The organism is Streptomyces sp. HUAS 31, assembly GCF_028198125.1.
Taxonomy (GTDB): Bacteria; Actinomycetota; Actinomycetes; order Streptomycetales; family Streptomycetaceae; genus Streptomyces; species Streptomyces chartreusis.
In genome coordinates this window covers 2,616,527-2,633,696 of the sequence record NZ_CP116353.1, presented here as the reverse complement: position 1 = coordinate 2,633,696, position 17,170 = coordinate 2,616,527, and the positions used below count along the sequence as shown (strand labels likewise).

Below are 17,170 nucleotides of genomic sequence, written 5' to 3'. Positions count from 1 at the left end.
GGCGCCACGACGTTGTGTGATGCGACGGTGCGGTCCACGGCTCGGGCAAGTGCTCACGGATTCACAAGTTGAAATCCAGAGCACGACTGGACCGACCGGACGTTACCCGCCGGTATGGCTTCTTCGACAGGGGGTCCCGGCGAGATGTTCGCTGCGTCACACGGATTGGTGTTTCTGCGCGCACAGTAGTCGAGCGCTCTGACGACTGGCCAGTAACCGCCGGTTCGGCTGCCACTGTTCACGTATGCCGCACACGCCTACCCTTGATCGCCATGGCACCGACACCGACCCGAAACAGCAGGACCCGCGTTCATGTGGTCAGCGATGTGCACGGCAACGCCCGCGACCTGGCCCGGGCCGGCACGGGCGCGGACGCGCTGATCTGCCTGGGGGACCTGGTGCTGTTCCTGGACTACGCAGACCACTCGCGCGGCATCTTCCCCGACCTGTTCGGAGTGGAGAACGCCGACCGCATCGTGGAACTGCGCACCGCCCGGCGCTTCGAGGAGGCACGGGAGTTCGGGGCGCGGCTGTGGGCCGGGATCGGCGCCGACCGGGGCGCGGCGATCGAGAAGGCGGTGCGCAAGCAGTACGCCGAGCTGTTCGCGGCGTTCCCCACCCCGACGTACGCCACCTACGGCAATGTCGACATGCCGCCCCTGTGGCCGGAGTACGCCGAGCCCGGTACGACGGTGCTGGACGGACAGCGCGTCGAGATCGGCGGGCGGACCTTCGGCTTCGTGGGCGGCGGACTGCGCACCCCGATGCGCACGCCGTACGAGATCAGCGACGAGGAGTACGCGGCGAAGATCGAGGCCGTCGGCGAGGTGGACGTGCTGTGCACGCACATTCCGCCGGAGGTCCCGGAGCTCGTCTACGACACGGTGGCCCGCCGGTTCGAGCGCGGGAGCAAGGCGCTGCTGGCGGCGATCCGCCGCACCCGCCCCCGCTACTCCCTCTTCGGGCACGTCCATCAGCCGCTGGTGCCGCGGATGCGGATCGGGGCCACGGAGTGCGTGAACGTGGGGCACTTCGCGGCGTCAGGAACGCCATGGGTACTGGAATGGTGAGTGAATTCGGGCGTGGTGGGCGCTTTCGCGACAATCGCGCAGGTGGGGGTGAAGTCGGCCGGTCGGGCGCGCGGTAGCCTTCACGCTGCGCACGCGTGCGCACCACGACTTCCCTACCGGCCCGCATCTGGAGGAGCCACGGCGATGGCGGAACACACCAGCTCGAGCATCACGATCGAGGCGGCACCGGCCGACGTGATGGGGGTGATCGCCGACTTCGCCCGCTACCCGGACTGGACCGGCGAGGTGAAGGAGGCGGAGGTCCTCAAGACCGACGCCGAGGGCCGGGCCGAGCAGGTCCGCCTCGTCATGGACGCCGGGGCGATCAAGGACGACCAGGTCCTCGGGTACACCTGGACCGGCGAGAACGAAGTGTCCTGGACGCTGGTGAAGTCCCAGATGCTGCGCTCCCTCGACGGCTCGTACATCCTCAAGCCGGCCGGCGCGGGTTCCACCGAGGTCACCTACCAGCTGACGGTCGACGTAAAGATCCCGATGCTGGGGATGATCAAGCGCAAGGCCGAGAAGGTCATCATCGACCGGGCGCTGGCGGGGCTGAAGAAGCGGGTCGAGTCGGGCAAGTAGGGGTTCGCCGCCAGGACACCGGCACAGGCACGGCCCCGCGCCGCACGAGGCGTCTCGGTTACCGTTCACCCCCATGCGCACCATCCTGATCACAGGCCCCGGCGGCAGCGGCCGTACCACCGTCGCGGCCGCCACCGCGCTGGCGGCGGCGGCCGAAGGCACCAGAACCCTCGTCCTCAGCGCCGACCGCACCGACACCCTGGGTGCGGCACTCGGCGTGGCCACCGGCGCGACCCCGACCCGGGTCGCCGAGACCCTCACCGCCTGGCGGCCCGACGCCGCCACCGGATTCCGGGACGACCTCGCCGCCTTCCAGGAACGCGCCACCACCGCCCTCGACCTCCTCGGCGCCTCCCGGCTGGACCCGGAGGAGGTCACTCCCCTCCCCGGCGCCGAGGAACTCGCGCTGCTGCGGGCGCTGCGGGACGCCGCCCTCACCGAGGCCCACGACCTGCTCGTCGTCGACCTGCCCGCCACCCCGCACGCCCTCGCCCTGCTCTCCCTCCCCGAGGAACTGCGCCGCTACCTGCGACGCCTCCTCCCGCCCGAGCGGCAGGCGGCCCGGGCACTGCGGCCCGTCCTCGGCCGGCTGGCCGGCGTGCCGATGCCGTCGGAGTGGCTGTACGAGACCACCGCCCGCTGGGACGTCGAGCTCGCCGCCGTCGAGGCCGTCCTCGCCGACCGCGACACCGTCGTACGTCTGGTCGCCGAGCCCGGCCCCGGCGGCGCCGACGCCGTGCGTGCCGCCGGCCTCGCCCTCGCCCTGCGCGGCCTGAGCCCCGACCTGCTGATCGCCAACCGGGTCCTGCCGGACGCGGAGGCCGCCGCCGGCAGCTGGCTCGCCGGGCCCGTCGCCCAGCAGCGCAAGGTCCTGGAGGAGTGGGAGGAGGCGTACGACGTCCACCGCGTCGCCCACCTCGGACACGACCCCCGCGGCGCCGACGACCTCGCCGCGCTGACCACGCCCGCCGTCAACGGCACGTCCTCCACCGTCGAGTGGCCCGTCACCGACCGGCTCGCCGACGACGGCGTCCTGGTCTGGCACATCCCGCTGCCGGGCGCCGCCCGCGAGGAGCTCGACCTCATCCGGCGCGGCGACGAACTCGTCGTCACCGCCGGGCAGTTCCGGCGCATCGTGCCACTGCCGTCCGCCCTGCGCCGGTGCGCCGTGGACGGGGCCGCGCTGCGCGACGGCGAGCTGCGGATCCGGTTCGCGCCGGATCCGGACCTCTGGCCGCGGTCCCGGTGAAGCGGGTACGCCCGTTCGGGTAACGTCGTAGGGACGAACCGTAGTCAGGAGTCCGTCATGAGCGAAGAGCTCCCCCCGTCCGACGCCGCCGAACCCGAGGCCGTCGACGAGGCACGGGCGACCGACGCCGACGCCTGGGCGACGGCGTGCGCCGAGGACCTCGCGGCGGAGAAGGCCCGCCGCCGCGCCGAGCACGGCGTGCCGCCCGGCTCCGCCGCCGAGGAACTGCGCAAGCTCGTCGACGCCGTCGCGGACAAGCTCTCGACCATCCAGTCGCCGCTGCTCGGCGCGGTCGCGGGACCCGCCGCCCAGCAGGTGGTCAAGCAGGTCGTGGAGCAGGCCAAGGCCGCCGTCGAGCCCGTCATCGACCGCAACCCGGACGTCTTCGACCACCTGGCGGCCGCCGGCAACGAACTCCTCGCCGCCTACCGCTCCGCCGTCCAGAACCAGGAACAGCGCTGGACGAGCGGTCCGAAGGACGCCCAGGGGCTGGACGAACTCGACGACGACAAGCGCGACCCCGGCGAGGGCACCGGCCCCGGCCAGCGCATCGATCTGGACTGAGCGCGCGCGACTCCCTCTTCACGCCCGGTCCGCCGGGCGGACGCCGGGACCCCGGGGGGAGGGCCTCGGGTACGGTTGGCCGTAGCGGGGCTCGACCGAAACTGAGGGATTCATGGGACTCACCATCGGCGTCGACATCGGCGGTACCAAGATCGCGGCCGGTGTGGTCGACGAGGAAGGCAACATCCTCTCGACCCACAAGGTGCCGACCCCGGGCACGCCCGACGGGATCGTGGACGCCATTGCCTCCGCCGTCGAGGGAGCACGGGCCGGGCACGAGATCGTGGGCGTGGGCATCGGTGCGGCCGGTTACGTCAACCGCCAGCGCTCCGAGGTCTACTTCGCGCCGAACATCGACTGGCGCAACGAGCCGCTGAAGGAGAAGGTCGAGGCCCGCGTCGGCCTCCCGGTCGTCGTGGAGAACGACGCCAACGCGGCAGCATGGGGCGAGTACAAGTTCGGCGCCGGCAAGGGCCACCGCAACGTCATCTGCATCACGCTGGGCACCGGCCTCGGCGGCGGCATCATCATCGGCAACAAGCTGCGCCGCGGCCACTACGGCGTCGCCGCCGAGTTCGGCCACATCCGGATGGTCCCGGACGGGCTGCTGTGCGGCTGCGGCTCGCAGGGCTGCTGGGAGCAGTACGCCTCCGGCCGCGCCCTGGTCAGGTACGCCAAGCAGCGCGCCAACGCCACCCCGGAGAACGCCGAGATCCTGCTCGCCCTGGGCGACGGCAGCCCCGACGGCATCGAGGGCAAGCACATCTCCGTGGCCGCCCGCCAGGGCGACCCGGTCGCCGTCGACTCCTACCGCGAGCTCGCCCGCTGGGCCGGCGCAGGCCTCGCCGACCTGGCCTCCCTGTTCGACCCGTCCGCCTTCATCGTCGGCGGCGGCCTCTCGGACGAGGGCGAACTGGTCCTGGACCCCATCCGCAAGTCCTACAAGCGCTGGCTGGTGGGCGGCAACTGGCGCCCGGTCGCCGACGTCATCGCCGCCCAGCTCGGCAACGACGCGGGTCTCGTGGGCGCGGCGGACCTGGCCCGGGAGCCGGACCCGATCATGTAGCGCCTATCACCTCTCAAGACGCGGCAACTGCAACTCCTCAGGGGCGCGGGGAACTGCGCGACCAGCCACATCGAACCGGCGGTCGCGCACAGACCTCGCGCCCCGAGTCAGTGGGCGTACATTGATCCACATGGCGCTGCTCCCTGAGTCCCGCACAGACCCCGACGGTTCAGCCACCATCCGCGTCCTCAGTTACAACATCCGCTCCATGCGCGACGACACCGACGCCCTCGCCCGCGTCATCCGCGCCTGCGCCCCCGACCTGGTCCTGATCCAGGAAGCCCCCCGCTTCTTCCGCTGGCGCAAGAAGCTCGCCCGCCTGGCCCGCGCCTCGGACCTCGTCGTCCTCACCGGCGGCGCCACCGCCGCGGGCCCCGCGATCCTGTGCAACCTGAGGGCGACCGTGGAACGGACGGAGGACGTGCTCCTCCCGCTCACTCCCGGACTCCACCGGCGCGGTTTCGCCACCGCCGTGGTCCGCTTCGGCGGCGCCCGCCTCGGTGTGCTCAGCTGCCATCTCTCGCTGCAGAAGGACGAGCGCCTCGAACAGGGCGGCATGCTCCTGGACCGCCTCGCGGGGCTGGGCACGGAGCACGCGATCGCCGGCGGCGACCTCAACGACCGCCCCACCGGCCGCACCTTCAGCCTGCTCGCCGACAGCCTTCAGGACTGCTGGGCCACCGCCCCCTGGGGCGGCGAGTACTCCTCGACCCCGGCCGATCCGCACCAGCGCATCGACGCGATCTTCGCCACCAAGGGCATCGAGGTGCTCGGCTGCGGTGTCCCGACCGGCCGGCCGGGGGTGACGCGGACAGACCTGAGGGCGGCCACGGACCACCTTCCGGTCCTGGCCGCCCTCAGAGTCCCCGCAGCGCTGTAGGTCAGACGACGGCGCCCCGGCCGGGGTCGTCGTCGCCCTCGTCATCCGTCTTCATCCGCATCACCAGGGTGGCGAACCCGCCCAGGAACCCGCCGATGCCGAGGGTGGCCAGCCACCACGTCATCTCCCAGCCGAACAGCACGGCGAGCAGCAGCAGGACCGGTCCGCCGACCACCGCGAGCCAGGCGAACTTCGCCGTCGCGTCGGCGGCGGGCAGCGGCGGCGGCTCCGGCGGCACGAAGTGACCCTCGTCTTCGGGTTCGAAGTCGTCCTCGGACGGCTCGGCCACGCTGTAGTCGCGCGGCCCGACACCGGGCGCGAAGGACACCGAGCTGCCCAGCGGCCCGGCCGGCTTCTCCTCGCCGGGCTCGTCGGCCGGCTGGGCTGCCGGAGCCGTCTCGCCCTTGTCGCCCTTGGGCTCCGGGGCCGAGGCACCGCTCGTCTCGCCGTTCGCCTCGGTCTCCAGCAGCGCCAGGTCCTCGACCGACTTGAAGGGCTTCGAGCCCGGCGGGTCCTTCGGCTCCTCGCCGAACCCGGCGACGATCGCGGCCCAGGCGGCGTCCTCGTCGAACGGAACGTTCTGCTCCTCGGGATCGCTGTCCTCGCGCCTCTCGCGATCGGAGTCGTGCTCAGCCACGTGTGGTCGTCCCTTCCTTGCCGACGCCGGTCGCGAGCCGGTCGATGAATCCGAGGCTCTCCTCGAAGATCCGGTCCGCATCATGGTCCAACGTCGCCACGTGATAGCTCTGTTCCAGCACGATCTCCGTTACGTCCGTGGAGGACACCCGGCTCAGGATCCGGGCGGTGTCCACGGCGGGCACGGTGTGGTCCTGCCTGCTGCGCAGCACCAGCAGCGGCTGGGTGACCTGCGGCAACTCGCCGTCGACCAGCCGGAAGAAGTTCCGCAGGGAGTGCGCCGAGTGCAGCGGCACCCGGTCGTACCCGAGCTCGGCGGCGCCCTCCTTGGCGATGTCGCTGGCGATCCCCGGCACCGTGCGGACCAGGTGCCGGGAGACCGGAAGGGTGTACGCGAACAGACCGTGCACCTTGTTCGCCGGGTTGACGACCACGCCCCCGGCCACGTCGTCCCCGTGCTTCGCGGCGAGCCGCAGGGCCAGGGCGCCGCCCATGGAGAGGCCGGCCACGAAGACCTGAGCGCACCGGTCGCGCAGGGCGCGCAGCTCGCGGTCCACCTCGGCGTACCAGTCCTGCCAGCCGGTGAGCCGCATGTCCTCCCAGCGGGTGCCGTGCCCCGGCAGCAGCGGCAGCGAGACGGTGAGCCCGTGCTCTGCGAGGTACTCCGCCCACGGGCGCAGCGACTGCGGGGAACCGGTGAAACCGTGGCAGAGGAGGACCCCGACCTCCCCGCCGTCTCGGCGGTACGGCTCGGCTCCAGGAAGGACCGGCACCTTACGGTCTCCTGTTCGTGAGAAGGACGACATGGACGAGAGCAATGACATCAACCCACGCGGCGGAGCCGCGTGCCGACAGAGCCAGGTGTGCTTCACCGTACGCGACCGCACTGACACCGACCAGGGCCGTCGGGCTCATTGACGGCGCTCCGGGTTAAGGTCTGATCGACAGACACAGGAGGCACTCGGTTGTTGTACGGCACGATGAAGGTGGCCATCGGGGGACCGTTGAAGGTCGCCTTCCGGCCATGGGTGGAAGGGCTGGAGAACATTCCGGCCGAGGGTGCCGCGATCCTGGCGAGCAATCACCTGTCGTTCTCCGACTCGTTCTTCCTGCCCGCGGTCCTGGACCGCAAGGTGACCTTCATCGCGAAGGCCGAGTACTTCACCACCCCCGGCGTCAAGGGCCGATTGACGGCCGCGTTCTTCAAGGGTGTCGGCCAGTTGCCCGTGGACCGGTCCGGGGCGCGCGGCGCGGGTGAGGCCGCGATCAAGAGCGGCATAGAGGTCCTGGAGCGCGGCGAGCTGTTCGGCATCTACCCCGAGGGCACGCGCTCGCCCGACGGCCGGCTCTACCGGGGCAAGCCCGGCGGCCTCGCGCGCGTGGCGCTCGCCACCGGTGCGCCGGTCATCCCGGTCGCCATGATCGACACGGAGAAGATCCAGCCGCCGGGCAAGGTCATGCCCAAGCTCATGCGGCCCGGCATCCGGATCGGCGAGCCCCTCGACTTCAGCCGGTACCAGGGCATGGAGCACGACCGCTTCGTGCTGCGCGCGGTGACCGACGAGGTCATGTACGAGATCATGAAGCTCTCCGGCCAGGAGTACGTCGACATGTACGCGACCGCCGCCAAGCGGCAGATCGCGGACGCGGCGAAGGCCGAGAAGGAACAGGCGAAGAAGGCCCAGCAGGAGAAGTAGCGGGCCGGCACGAGAAGCGGGCGGACGAGGCGGGGCGGTCCGGGCCGGGACAGGGCAGTCTTGGCCGGGGCGTTCCGACAACAAGGGGGTGGGGGCATGGCCAAGCGCGAGCGGGTCATGCGGATGTCCGTCGAGCAGCCGCTGTGGCGCGCGCTCACCGGATACCGGGTACTGACGATGGTGTACGCCATCGGGCTGTTCGTCAGCGCCTACGACGAGGTCGCCCACCCCTGGGTGGCCATCTCCTACTTCGCCGTCCTGGCCGTGTGGACGCTGGCCACCCTGCCGAGGGTCGCGAACGCCGCGAGCTGCACCAAGCGCTTCCTCGCCGCCGACCTCACCATCGCCCTGACCGGCATCCTTCTCACGCGGATCGCCGAGACGCACGAGCGGATCGAGGCCGGCGCCCCGACCCTGCCGTCGATATGGACGGCGGGCGCCGTGCTGGCGTTCGCCATCAAGGGCGGCTGGCGCTGGGCCGCGTTCGCCTCCACGCTGGTCGCCGTCGCCAACCTGATCCACCGCTCCGGCGTACCGACCCGCGACACCGTCCACATGGTGCTGCTCGTCTGGATCGCCTCCATCGCCATCGGCTACGTCGTCGAGGTGGCCCGCGCCTCCGAGCGCACCCTCGCCCGCGCCCTGGAGATCGAGGCGGCGACCCGGGAACGGGAGCGGCTCGCCCGGGACATCCACGACAGCGTGCTCCAGGTGCTCGCGATGGTCCAGCGGCGCGGCGCCGTCATCGGCGGCGAGGCGGCCGAGCTGGGCCGACTGGCCGGCGAGCAGGAGGTGGCGCTGCGCACCCTGGTCTCCGGCGGCCTGGTACCCGTGTCCCGGGTGTCGGAGGACGCCGCCGAGGGCGCCGTCGTACGGGCCGTGGAGGAGCCCGACGACTCCGACGGTGCCGTCGACCTGCGGGTGCTGCTCGCCCGGTACGCCGGTGCGAAGGTAAGCCTCGCCGAGCCGGGGGCGCCGGTGACGCTGGCGCCGGCCGCCGCGCGGGAACTGGCCGCGGCCGTCGGCGCGGCCCTGGACAACGTCCGCAGGCACGCCGGCGAGCAGGCACGCGCGTGGATCCTCGTCGAGGACGAGCCCGGCGAGGTGATCGTCACCGTCCGGGACGACGGACCCGGCATCCCCGAGGGCCGGCTCGCGCAGGCCGAGGGCGAGGGGCGGCTCGGCGTCGCCCTGTCGATCCGGGGGCGTCTGCGGGAGCTCGGCGGCAGCGCCGAACTGATCTCGGTGCCGGGCCAGGGCACCGAGGTGGAACTGAAGGTACCCAAGGCCACCAGCGCTTCACGGGGGAAGGCGGAGCAGCGATGACGGACACCGGCGAGCAGCGGGACCCGATCAGGGTCATGGTGGTCGACGACCACCCCATGTGGCGCGACGCGGTCGCCCGCGACCTGAGCGAGTCCGGCTTCGACGTGGTCGCCACGGCGGGCGACGGCGACCAGGCGGTACGCCGCGCCAAGGCCGCCGCCCCCGACGTCCTGGTCCTCGACCTCAACCTGCCGGCCAAGCCCGGCGTCCAGGTCTGCAAGGAACTCGTCGGCCACAACCCCGCCCTGCGCGTCCTCGTCCTGTCCGCGAGCGGCGAGCACGCCGATGTGCTGGAGGCGGTGAAGTCCGGCGCCACCGGCTACCTGCTGAAGTCGGCCTCCACCGAGGAACTGCTCGACGCGGTGCGCCGCACGGCGGTGGGCGACCCGGTGTTCACGCCGGGCCTGGCCGGTCTGGTCCTCGGCGAGTACCGCCGGCTCGCCTCCGAACCGGCGCCCGCCGCCCAGGACGCCGACCAGCCCGGCGCCCCGCAGCTCACCGACCGCGAGACCGAGGTGCTGCGGCTCGTCGCCAAGGGCCTGAGCTACAAGCAGATCGCCGAACGCCTGGTCATCTCCCACCGCACCGTGCAGAACCACGTCCAGAACACCCTCGGCAAGCTTCAGCTGCACAACCGCGTCGAGCTGGTGCGATACGCGATCGAGCGCGGCCTCGACGACGAGTGATCCGGCGGCGCCGGCTTGACGGCGCGTAAACCGGCCACCCGGCCATTCACCGGAATTGCCGTTCCGACCCATCCCGCTGTGACCTGGCTCACCATTAGCGTGGCCCTCACCAGGCAACCGCGGCGAAGGGACATTTCCATGCGGGTCGGAGTACTGACCGGAGGCGGCGACTGCCCCGGTCTCAACGCCGTCATCCGGGCCGTCGTCCGCAAGGGCGTGCAGGAGTACGGCTACGACTTCGTCGGCTTCCGGGACGGCTGGCGAGGTCCGCTCGAGAACGACACCGTCCGTCTCGACATCCCCGCCGTGCGCGGCATCCTGCCCCGCGGCGGCACCATCCTCGGCTCCTCGCGCACCAACCCCCTCAAGCAGGACGACGGCATCCGCCGCATCAAGGAGAACCTCGCCAAGCAGGAGGTCGAGGCGCTCATCGCCATCGGCGGCGAGGACACCCTCGGCGTCGCCACCCGCCTCTCCGACGACTACGGCGTGCCCTGCGTCGGCGTGCCGAAGACCATCGACAACGACCTGTCCGCCACCGACTACACCTTCGGCTTCGACACCGCCGTCGGCATCGCGACGGAGGCCATCGACCGGCTGCACACCACCGCCGAGTCCCATATGCGCGTCCTCGTCTGCGAGGTGATGGGGCGTCACGCCGGCTGGATCGCCATCCACTCCGGCCTTGCCGGCGGCGCCAACGTCATCCTCATCCCGGAACAGCGCTTCGACGTCGACAAGGTCTGCGCGTGGATCACCTCGCGCTTCAAGGCGTCGTACGCCCCGATCGTCGTCGTCGCCGAGGGCGCCATGCCCAAGGACGGCGACATGGTGCTCAAGGACGAGTCGCTGGACTCCTTCGGACACGTCCGGCTGTCCGGGGTCGGCGAGTGGCTGGCCAAGGAGATCGAGAGGCGGACCGGCAAGGAGGCCCGTACGACGGTCCTCGGGCACATCCAGCGCGGCGGCACCCCGAGCGCCTTCGACCGCTGGCTGGCCACCCGCTTCGGACTGCACGCCATCGAGGCCGTCCGCGACGGCGACTTCGGCAAGATGGTCGCCCTGCGCGGCACGGACATCGTCCGCGTCCCGATCGCGCACGCCACCGCCAAGCTGAAGACGGTGGATCCGAAGCTGTACGACGAGGTCGGGGTCTTCTTCGGCTGACCCGTCCGACGACCCGTCCGACGACCGTCCGAGCTGACCGCTTTCCGCCCGGCGGCACTGGGTCGTGGGCCGTATATTCGGCCCATGGCCCACGGCCCAGTGCGACGGGAGCAGCCTTGGAGATTCTCGCCTTCGGAGTGCAGGCGGACGAGAAACCCCTGATCGAACAGGCCTTCCGGGGTCATCACGAGGTCCGCTGCCTGGACGTCTTCCTCAACGAGGACACCGCTCCCATCGCGGCCGGCTACGAGGTCGTCTGCACCAGCGTCAACTGCGACCTCGGCAACCACGTCCTGCAGACCCTCGCGGCCGGCGGCACCCGGATGGTCGCCCAGCGTTCCACCGGCTTCAACAACATCGACCTCAAGGTCGCCGAGCGCCTGGCCATGACCGTCTCGCGGGTCTCCTACTACTCGCCCTACTCCGTGGCCGAGTTCGCCTGGACCCTCGCCATGGCGGTCAACCGCCGTATCGTGCGCGCCTCCACGCGCACGCGTGACTTCGACTTCCGCCTCGACGGCCTGATGGGCCGCGACATGCACGGCCGCACCGCCGGCGTCCTCGGCACCGGGAAGATCGGCGAGGCCTTCGCCCGCATCGCCCACGGCTTCGGCATGAACCTGCTCGGCTGGGACGTCGCCGAGAACCCCGCCTGTATGCAGCTCGGCATGCGCTACGTCGCCAAGGAACGCCTTCTCGCCGAGTCCGACCTGGTCAGCCTGCACGTGCCGCTGATGCCGGAGACCAGCCGGCTGATCGACGCCGACGCCCTGAAGGCGATGAAGAACGACGCGATCCTGATCAACTCAAGCCGCGGCGGCCTCATCGACACCGCGGCCCTCGTCGCCGAACTGCGCGAGGGCCGCTTCACCGGTGTCGGCCTCGACGTCTACGAGGCGGAGGCCGGGCTCTTCTTCCTCGACAAGTCGCTCCAGGCCGTCGAGGACGACACCCTGGCCCGGCTCGTCACCTTCCCGAACGTCCTGGTCACCTCGCACCAGGCGTACTACACCGAGGACGCCGTCGGGCAGATCGTCGAGACCACCCTGAGGAACGTCCTCGACTACAAGGCCGGCCGCCGCTCGGAGAACGTGCTCGTGCCCCGCAGCTGACCCACCAGATCGCGGACGACGGCGGCGCCGTTCAGCGTCAGGACCGACTCCGGGTGGAACTGCACCCCGGCGAAGCCGGGCCCGCGCACGGCGTGCACCTCGCCGTTGCCGGCCCGGCTGACCTCGATGCCGTGCTCGGCGAGCTCCGCGTGCACGTCGTCGTCGCAGTGCGCCACGAAGCTGTTGTAGAAGCCGACCGTCTCCGGCCGCCCGAACAGGTCGATCGTCGTCTGCGCGCCCTGGTACGGCACTTCCTTGCGCACGATGTCCAGCCCCAGTTCGGCGGCGATCAGCTCATGGCCGAGGCAGACGCCGAGCACACCGTGCCGGTGCTCCGTGACGACCTCGGCCGCGAGGTCCCGCAGGAAGCGCATCTTCGGGTCGTCCAGGTCGGAGGGGTCACCGGGCCCGGGGCCCAGCACGACCGGCCCCTCGTGCGCGAGCACCGCCTCCCGCAGCCCCGGCTCGTCGTAGCGCCGCACGGTCACCTCCAGGCCGCTGGAGCGCAGCACATGGCCGAGCATCGCCGTGAAGGTGTCCTCGCCGTCGACTACCAGGGCATGCCCGGAGAGCTCCCCGGACCGCTCCTGCATCCGCAGCCAGAACGGCGCGAGCGAGGCCCGGCGCCCGTCGAGCGCGGCACGCACGCGTGGGTCGTCGGCGAGACGCACGCGCGTGTGCTCCTCCTGCGGCCGGCCCGGCCGTACACCGAGGGCCGCCAGCACACCCGCCGCCTTCGCGTGCGTCTCGGCGACCTCGCTCGCCGGGTCCGAGCCGCGTACGAGGGTCGCGCCGACCGGCACCCGCAGCCCGCCGTCGGCGTCGATGTCGGCGGTGCGGATGAGGATGGGGGAGTCGAGGGTCTGGGCGCCGCCGGAGTCCCGCCCGATCAGGGCCAGCGCCCCCGCGTAGTACCCGCGTCCGCCGACCTCGTGCCGCTCGATGACCCGGCACGCGTTCTGCACGGGTGAGCCGGTCACGGTGGCCGCGAACATGGTCTCCTTCAGGACCTCGCGCACATCCAGCGAGGACTTCCCGCGCAGCTCGTACTCGGTGTGCGCGAGATGCGCCATCTCCTTCAGCCGGGGCCCGACGACGACACCGCCCATGTCGCCGACCGTGCACATCATCTTGAGCTCCTCGTCGACGACCATCGACAGCTCCTCGATCTCCTTGCCGTCGGCGAGGAAGTCGAGCAGGTGCTCCGGCGTCGGGCCCTCGGCGGGGTAGCGGTACGTCCCGCTGATCGGGTTCATGACGACCGTGCCGCCGGACATCCGCACATGCACCTCAGGGCTGGCGCCCACCAATGTCCGCTCCCCGGTGTGCACCACGAACGTCCAGTAGGCCCCCCGCTCGCCCTCCAGCAGCCGCCGGAACAGCGCGAGCGCGTCGGCGCGACCGAACCCCGGGATCTCACCCTCGTAGGTCCGCCGGATCACGAAGTTGGCGCCCTCGCCCTGCCCGATCTCGTCCCGCAGCACCCGCCCGACGATCTCCGAGTACTCCTCGTCGGCCACGTCGAAGCCGCCGCCCTCGACGCGCACGTCGTGCGAAGGGAGCTGCTCGAGCGCGTCGGCGAGCGGGACGGCGTACGACTCCTCGGGGGTGAGCACCGTCAGGGGGGTGCCGTCGTCGCGGACGTCGAAGCCCCGCTCGCGGATCTGCCGGAAGGGGACAAGGGCCAGGCCCTCGTCCGGGAGGTCGGCGAGGCGGTCGCGGGTGGACACCGGGCCGATCAGGACCTCGACCGTCTCGCCCTCTTCGACGGCGCGGCCGGGTGTGCGGCGGCGCAGCAGGGCGAACGGGCGGGGATCGTCCAGCAAGCCGAGCAGGTTCATGGGTCCGGGCTCCTTCTCCGTGGATCAGTGGATTCGGCGGAGAGGAACGGCCCGGGAAACACCGAAGGCCGCCCCTCGGGCGGCCTTCGCGAAGTTTTTCGTACGCGCAGTCAGTGGGCCGCCGGATGAGCGGTCCACCACCAGTTCTGGGTCGAGTGCGCGAACATGCCAGGCACAGTACCTCATGTCCGAGTCGTGTACGCGGTGTCTCAATTGCTGGGCATGGGGCTGGACCCCCGACACGACCCCGTAATGTTGAGGCGTGACCGTGAACGCTAAGACCAGCGCGAGCGCTGGCAACACCTGGCGAGACCTGCCCGCGGCGCAGCAGCCCGAGTACCCCGACACCGAGGCTCTGCGCGCAGTGATCGCGGACCTCGAGTCGTATCCGCCGCTCGTCTTCGCGGGCGAGTGCGACCAGCTGCGCGCCCGGATGGCGGCCGTCGCCAAGGGAGAGGCGTTCCTCCTCCAGGGCGGCGACTGCGCCGAGGCCTTCGACGCGGTGTCCGCCGACCACATCCGCAACAAGCTGAAGACGCTCCTGCAGATGGGCGCCGTGCTGACGTACGCCGCCTCGGTGCCGGTCGTGAAGGTCGGCCGCATCGCCGGCCAGTACTCCAAGCCGCGCTCCAAGGGCACCGAGACCCGTGACGGCGTCACGCTGCCCACCTACCGCGGCGACTCGGTCAACGGCTTCGACTTCAACGAGGCCGCCCGCGTCCCGGACCCCGAGCGCCTGAAGCGGATGTACAACGCCTCCGCCTCCACGCTCAACCTGGTGCGCGCCTTCACCACCGGCGGCTACGCCGACCTGCGCCAGGTGCACGCCTGGAACCAGGACTTCGTGCGGTCGTCCCCGTCCGGCCAGCGCTACGAGCAGCTGGCCCGCGAGATCGACCAGGCGCTGAACTTCATGCACGCCTGCGGGGCCGACCCGGAGGAGTTCAAGACGGTCGAGTTCTACGCCTCGCACGAGGCGCTGCTGCTCGACTACGAGTCCGCGCTGACCAGGGTCGACTCCCGCACGGGGCAGCTGTACGACGTCTCCGGCCACATGGTGTGGATCGGTGAGCGCACCCGGCAGCTGGACCACGCGCACATCGAGTTCGCCTCGAAGATCCGCAACCCCATCGGCATCAAGCTCGGCCCGACGACGACGGCCGAGGACGCGCTCCAGTACATCGACCGGCTGGACCCCGAGCGTGAGCCGGGCCGGCTGACCTTCATCGTCCGCATGGGCGCGGACAAGGTCCGCGACAAGCTCCCCGAGCTGGTCGAGAAGGTCACGGCGTCCGGCGCCACGGTGGCCTGGGTGACCGACCCGATGCACGGCAACACCTTCGAGGCGGCCTCCGGTCACAAGACCCGCCGCTTCGATGACGTGCTCGACGAGGTCAAGGGCTTCTTCGAGGTCCACAAGGGCCTCGGCACCCACCCGGGCGGCATCCACGTGGAGCTCACGGGCGACGACGTCACGGAGTGCGTGGGCGGCGGCGACGAGATCTTCGTCGACGACCTGCACCAGCGCTACGAGACGGCCTGCGACCCCCGGCTGAACCGCAGCCAGTCGCTTGACCTGGCCTTCCTCGTCGCGGAGATGTACAGGGACCAGTGACGGGGTCGCCTGTTACAGGGACATGAGTGGGGCGCGGATCACATTCGATCCGCGCCCCACAGCACTTTTGCGGTTCCCATGAGCCGGGTAAGGTTAGGTTAGCCTCACCGATCAAGGGGATGGCACATCGATCCCGCCGGGAGGTGAACCGCGTGTACGTCTGCAGTTGCTTCGGTGTCACCGAGCAGCAGGTCAAGAAGCACGCGGAGGACGGTGCCTGCACTCCCCGCCAGATAGCCTCGGCCTGCAAGGCCGGCACGGACTGCGGGTCCTGTGTGCGCCGCATCCAGGCGATCCTGGGACGGGGTGCGTGCCCTCGTCGTGAGCTGGCCGACCAGGGTCAGCCGATTCTCACCGACCTGGCGGACGCGGCCTAGCTGGGCTGCTCGATCTGCTGCGCGAGGTAGAGCGCCTCACCGAGCTTCTCGATCAGTTCGAGCTGGGTGTCCAGATAGTCGATGTGGTGCTCCTCGTCCTCGAGGATCGACTCGAAGATGTTCGCCGACGTGATGTCGCCCTTGTTGCGCATCACCTCGATACCGCGCTTGAGGCGGTCGATCGCCTCCACCTCGACCTGCCGGTCGGCCTGGAACATCTCCGTCACCGTCTGGCCGACCCGGACGTGGAACAGCCGCTGGTAGTTGGGCAGGCCGTCCAGCATGAGGATGCGCTCGGTGAGCTTGTCCGCGTGCTTCATCTCATCGATGGACTCTTCACGCGTGTACTTGGCGAGCTTGGTCCAGCCTTTGTTGTCCTGGATCCGGTAGTGCAGCCAGTACTGGTTGATCGCGGTGAGCTCGCCGGTCAGCTGCTCGTTCAGGAATTCGAGGACCTCGGGGTCGCCCTGCATCGCAGAGGCTCCTTCCAAGCGGGGGAACTGGCAGGTTGCGCCGCATGATTGCACCGGCGGGAAAGATCGTCCAGTAAGTCTTCACTTAGTAAGTAAGTGCATGCTTAGTCCGGTTTGAACTGATTTACGGAAGGTGGGGTCAGGTGCACCCCTTCGGGTCTGTCAGGATGGAGTCATGGGTCAGCCGGTGGAGCGCGAAACTGGAGCAGCAGCACACTCCGAGCTCCCGCCGGGGCAACGGATGCAGCGCGGATGGCCTGTCACGCACTACGGCCCGGTCCCGAAGTTCCGGCCCGAACGCTGGGAGTTCAGGGTGTTCGGGGCCACCGCCGACGGCGAGAAGCACTGCTGGACCCATGAGGAGTTCGCGGGCCTGCCGTACACCACCGTCGTGGCCGATCTGCACTGCGTCACGAAGTTCAGCATGCTCGGTGCGGAGTGGGGCGGCATCCCGGCGCGGACGATCCTGGAGCTCGCCCCGCCCGCGCCCGCGGTCACTCATGTGATGGTGTGGGCCGAATACGGCTTCAGCTCCAACCTCCGCCTCGCCGACTTCGCCTCCGAGTGCACCATTTTCGCCACCCACAAGGACGGCGAACTGCTCACCGCGGAGCACGGTTTCCCGCTCCGGCTGGTCGTCCCCCATCTGTACGCCTGGAAGGGGCCCAAGTGGGTCCGTGGCGTGGAGTACATGACCGCCGATCGCCGCGGCTTCTGGGAGGAGCGCGGCTATCACAACATCGGCGACCCCTGGCGGGAGCAGCGCTACTCGTACCAGGAAGAGCCCGGGGACGGCCCCGAGCTCTGACTCCTGGTCCACGCGCCG

The 17,170-nt window shown here is 70.7% G+C and carries 19 protein-coding genes; 14 read left to right on the top strand and 5 right to left on the bottom strand.

Features of this window, described 5'->3' with window-relative positions; translation table 11 throughout:
* Positions 1-272: 272 nt before the first annotated feature.
* From PGH47_RS11635 to PGH47_RS11610, 6 genes are all read left to right on the top strand, one after another.
* Entirely contained in the window at positions 273-1,070 is a 798-nt protein-coding gene (locus PGH47_RS11635; RefSeq protein WP_271663359.1) for a metallophosphoesterase family protein, read from the top strand.
* Positions 1,071-1,214: 144 nt separating this feature from the next.
* The gene (locus PGH47_RS11630; protein ID WP_030954567.1) at positions 1,215-1,655 is read left to right on the top strand and encodes an SRPBCC family protein; all 441 of its coding nucleotides are present in this window, start codon (positions 1,215-1,217) and stop codon (positions 1,653-1,655) included.
* Positions 1,656-1,728: 73 nt separating this feature from the next.
* Positions 1,729-2,904: an ArsA family ATPase gene (locus PGH47_RS11625; protein ID WP_271663358.1), complete on the top strand. Its 1,176-nt coding sequence runs from the start codon at positions 1,729-1,731 to the stop codon at positions 2,902-2,904.
* 57 nt (positions 2,905-2,961) lie between these two features.
* The gene (locus PGH47_RS11620) at positions 2,962-3,468 is read left to right on the top strand and encodes a DUF5304 domain-containing protein (protein ID WP_271663357.1); all 507 of its coding nucleotides are present in this window, start codon (positions 2,962-2,964) and stop codon (positions 3,466-3,468) included.
* Between the two features lie 112 nt (positions 3,469-3,580).
* Positions 3,581-4,534, top strand: a complete 954-nt coding sequence (locus tag PGH47_RS11615; RefSeq protein ID WP_107907018.1) for an ROK family glucokinase — start codon at positions 3,581-3,583, stop codon at positions 4,532-4,534.
* Positions 4,535-4,664: 130 nt separating this feature from the next.
* Positions 4,665-5,414 (top strand): endonuclease/exonuclease/phosphatase family protein, encoded by a 750-nt coding sequence (locus PGH47_RS11610; protein ID WP_271663356.1) that lies wholly within the window; start codon positions 4,665-4,667, stop codon positions 5,412-5,414.
* Position 5,415: 1 nt separating this feature from the next.
* Here PGH47_RS11610 and PGH47_RS11605 read toward each other — a convergent pair whose 3' ends face one another.
* Positions 5,416-6,051, bottom strand: a complete 636-nt coding sequence (locus PGH47_RS11605) for a hypothetical protein (RefSeq protein WP_271663355.1) — start codon at positions 6,049-6,051, stop codon at positions 5,416-5,418.
* Positions 6,044-6,823, bottom strand: a complete 780-nt coding sequence (locus PGH47_RS11600; RefSeq protein ID WP_271663354.1) for an alpha/beta hydrolase — start codon at positions 6,821-6,823, stop codon at positions 6,044-6,046. The genes PGH47_RS11605 and PGH47_RS11600 overlap by 8 nt, the downstream gene beginning before the upstream one ends.
* A gap of 192 nt (positions 6,824-7,015) precedes the next feature.
* Between PGH47_RS11600 and PGH47_RS11595 the strand changes: the two genes are divergently transcribed.
* The 5 genes from PGH47_RS11595 to PGH47_RS11575 all read left to right on the top strand — a co-directional run bounded on the left by PGH47_RS11595 (position 7,016) and on the right by PGH47_RS11575 (position 12,038).
* Positions 7,016-7,747, top strand: coding sequence for a lysophospholipid acyltransferase family protein (locus tag PGH47_RS11595; RefSeq protein ID WP_030958580.1), 732 nt, complete (start codon positions 7,016-7,018; stop codon positions 7,745-7,747).
* Between the two features lie 96 nt (positions 7,748-7,843).
* A complete protein-coding gene (macS, locus tag PGH47_RS11590; RefSeq protein WP_271663353.1) occupies positions 7,844-9,073 on the top strand; it encodes a MacS family sensor histidine kinase in 1,230 nt (409 codons plus the stop codon).
* Entirely contained in the window at positions 9,070-9,759 is a 690-nt protein-coding gene (locus tag PGH47_RS11585; RefSeq protein ID WP_107907021.1) for a response regulator, read from the top strand. Before macS ends, PGH47_RS11585 begins: the two co-directional genes overlap by 4 nt.
* Before the next feature lie 138 nt (positions 9,760-9,897).
* On the top strand, positions 9,898-10,926 hold the full coding sequence (locus tag PGH47_RS11580) for a 6-phosphofructokinase (RefSeq protein WP_271663352.1): 1,029 nt from the start codon (positions 9,898-9,900) through the stop codon (positions 10,924-10,926).
* A gap of 116 nt (positions 10,927-11,042) precedes the next feature.
* Positions 11,043-12,038: a 2-hydroxyacid dehydrogenase gene (locus tag PGH47_RS11575; protein ID WP_271663351.1), complete on the top strand. Its 996-nt coding sequence runs from the start codon at positions 11,043-11,045 to the stop codon at positions 12,036-12,038.
* Here PGH47_RS11575 and PGH47_RS11570 read toward each other — a convergent pair.
* Together PGH47_RS11570 and PGH47_RS43225 are read right to left on the bottom strand one after the other, a co-directional pair.
* The gene (locus PGH47_RS11570; RefSeq protein ID WP_271663350.1) at positions 11,990-13,879 is read right to left on the bottom strand and encodes an anthranilate synthase family protein; all 1,890 of its coding nucleotides are present in this window, start codon (positions 13,877-13,879) and stop codon (positions 11,990-11,992) included. The genes PGH47_RS11575 and PGH47_RS11570 overlap by 49 nt on opposite strands.
* 110 nt (positions 13,880-13,989) lie before the next feature.
* Complete coding sequence (locus PGH47_RS43225; protein ID WP_071528813.1) at positions 13,990-14,046, bottom strand: trp operon leader peptide; 57 nt, start codon at positions 14,044-14,046, stop codon at positions 13,990-13,992.
* A 95-nt stretch (positions 14,047-14,141) separates the two neighbouring features.
* Here PGH47_RS43225 and PGH47_RS11565 point away from each other — a divergent pair, with 95 nt between their 5' ends.
* Both PGH47_RS11565 and PGH47_RS11560 read left to right on the top strand, forming a co-directional pair.
* Complete coding sequence (locus PGH47_RS11565) at positions 14,142-15,494, top strand: class II 3-deoxy-7-phosphoheptulonate synthase (RefSeq protein ID WP_107907024.1); 1,353 nt, start codon at positions 14,142-14,144, stop codon at positions 15,492-15,494.
* A 143-nt stretch (positions 15,495-15,637) separates the two neighbouring features.
* Positions 15,638-15,871, top strand: a complete 234-nt coding sequence (locus PGH47_RS11560; RefSeq protein WP_163017032.1) for a (2Fe-2S)-binding protein — start codon at positions 15,638-15,640, stop codon at positions 15,869-15,871.
* Here the strand turns inward: PGH47_RS11560 and bfr are convergent.
* Positions 15,868-16,344, bottom strand: a complete 477-nt coding sequence (gene bfr, locus PGH47_RS11555; protein WP_030945116.1) for a bacterioferritin — start codon at positions 16,342-16,344, stop codon at positions 15,868-15,870. The genes PGH47_RS11560 and bfr overlap by 4 nt on opposite strands.
* Before the next feature lie 175 nt (positions 16,345-16,519).
* Between bfr and PGH47_RS11550 the strand changes: the two genes are divergently transcribed.
* The gene (locus PGH47_RS11550; protein WP_271663349.1) at positions 16,520-17,152 is read left to right on the top strand and encodes a sulfite oxidase-like oxidoreductase; all 633 of its coding nucleotides are present in this window, start codon (positions 16,520-16,522) and stop codon (positions 17,150-17,152) included.
* Positions 17,153-17,170: the final 18 nt, after the last annotated feature.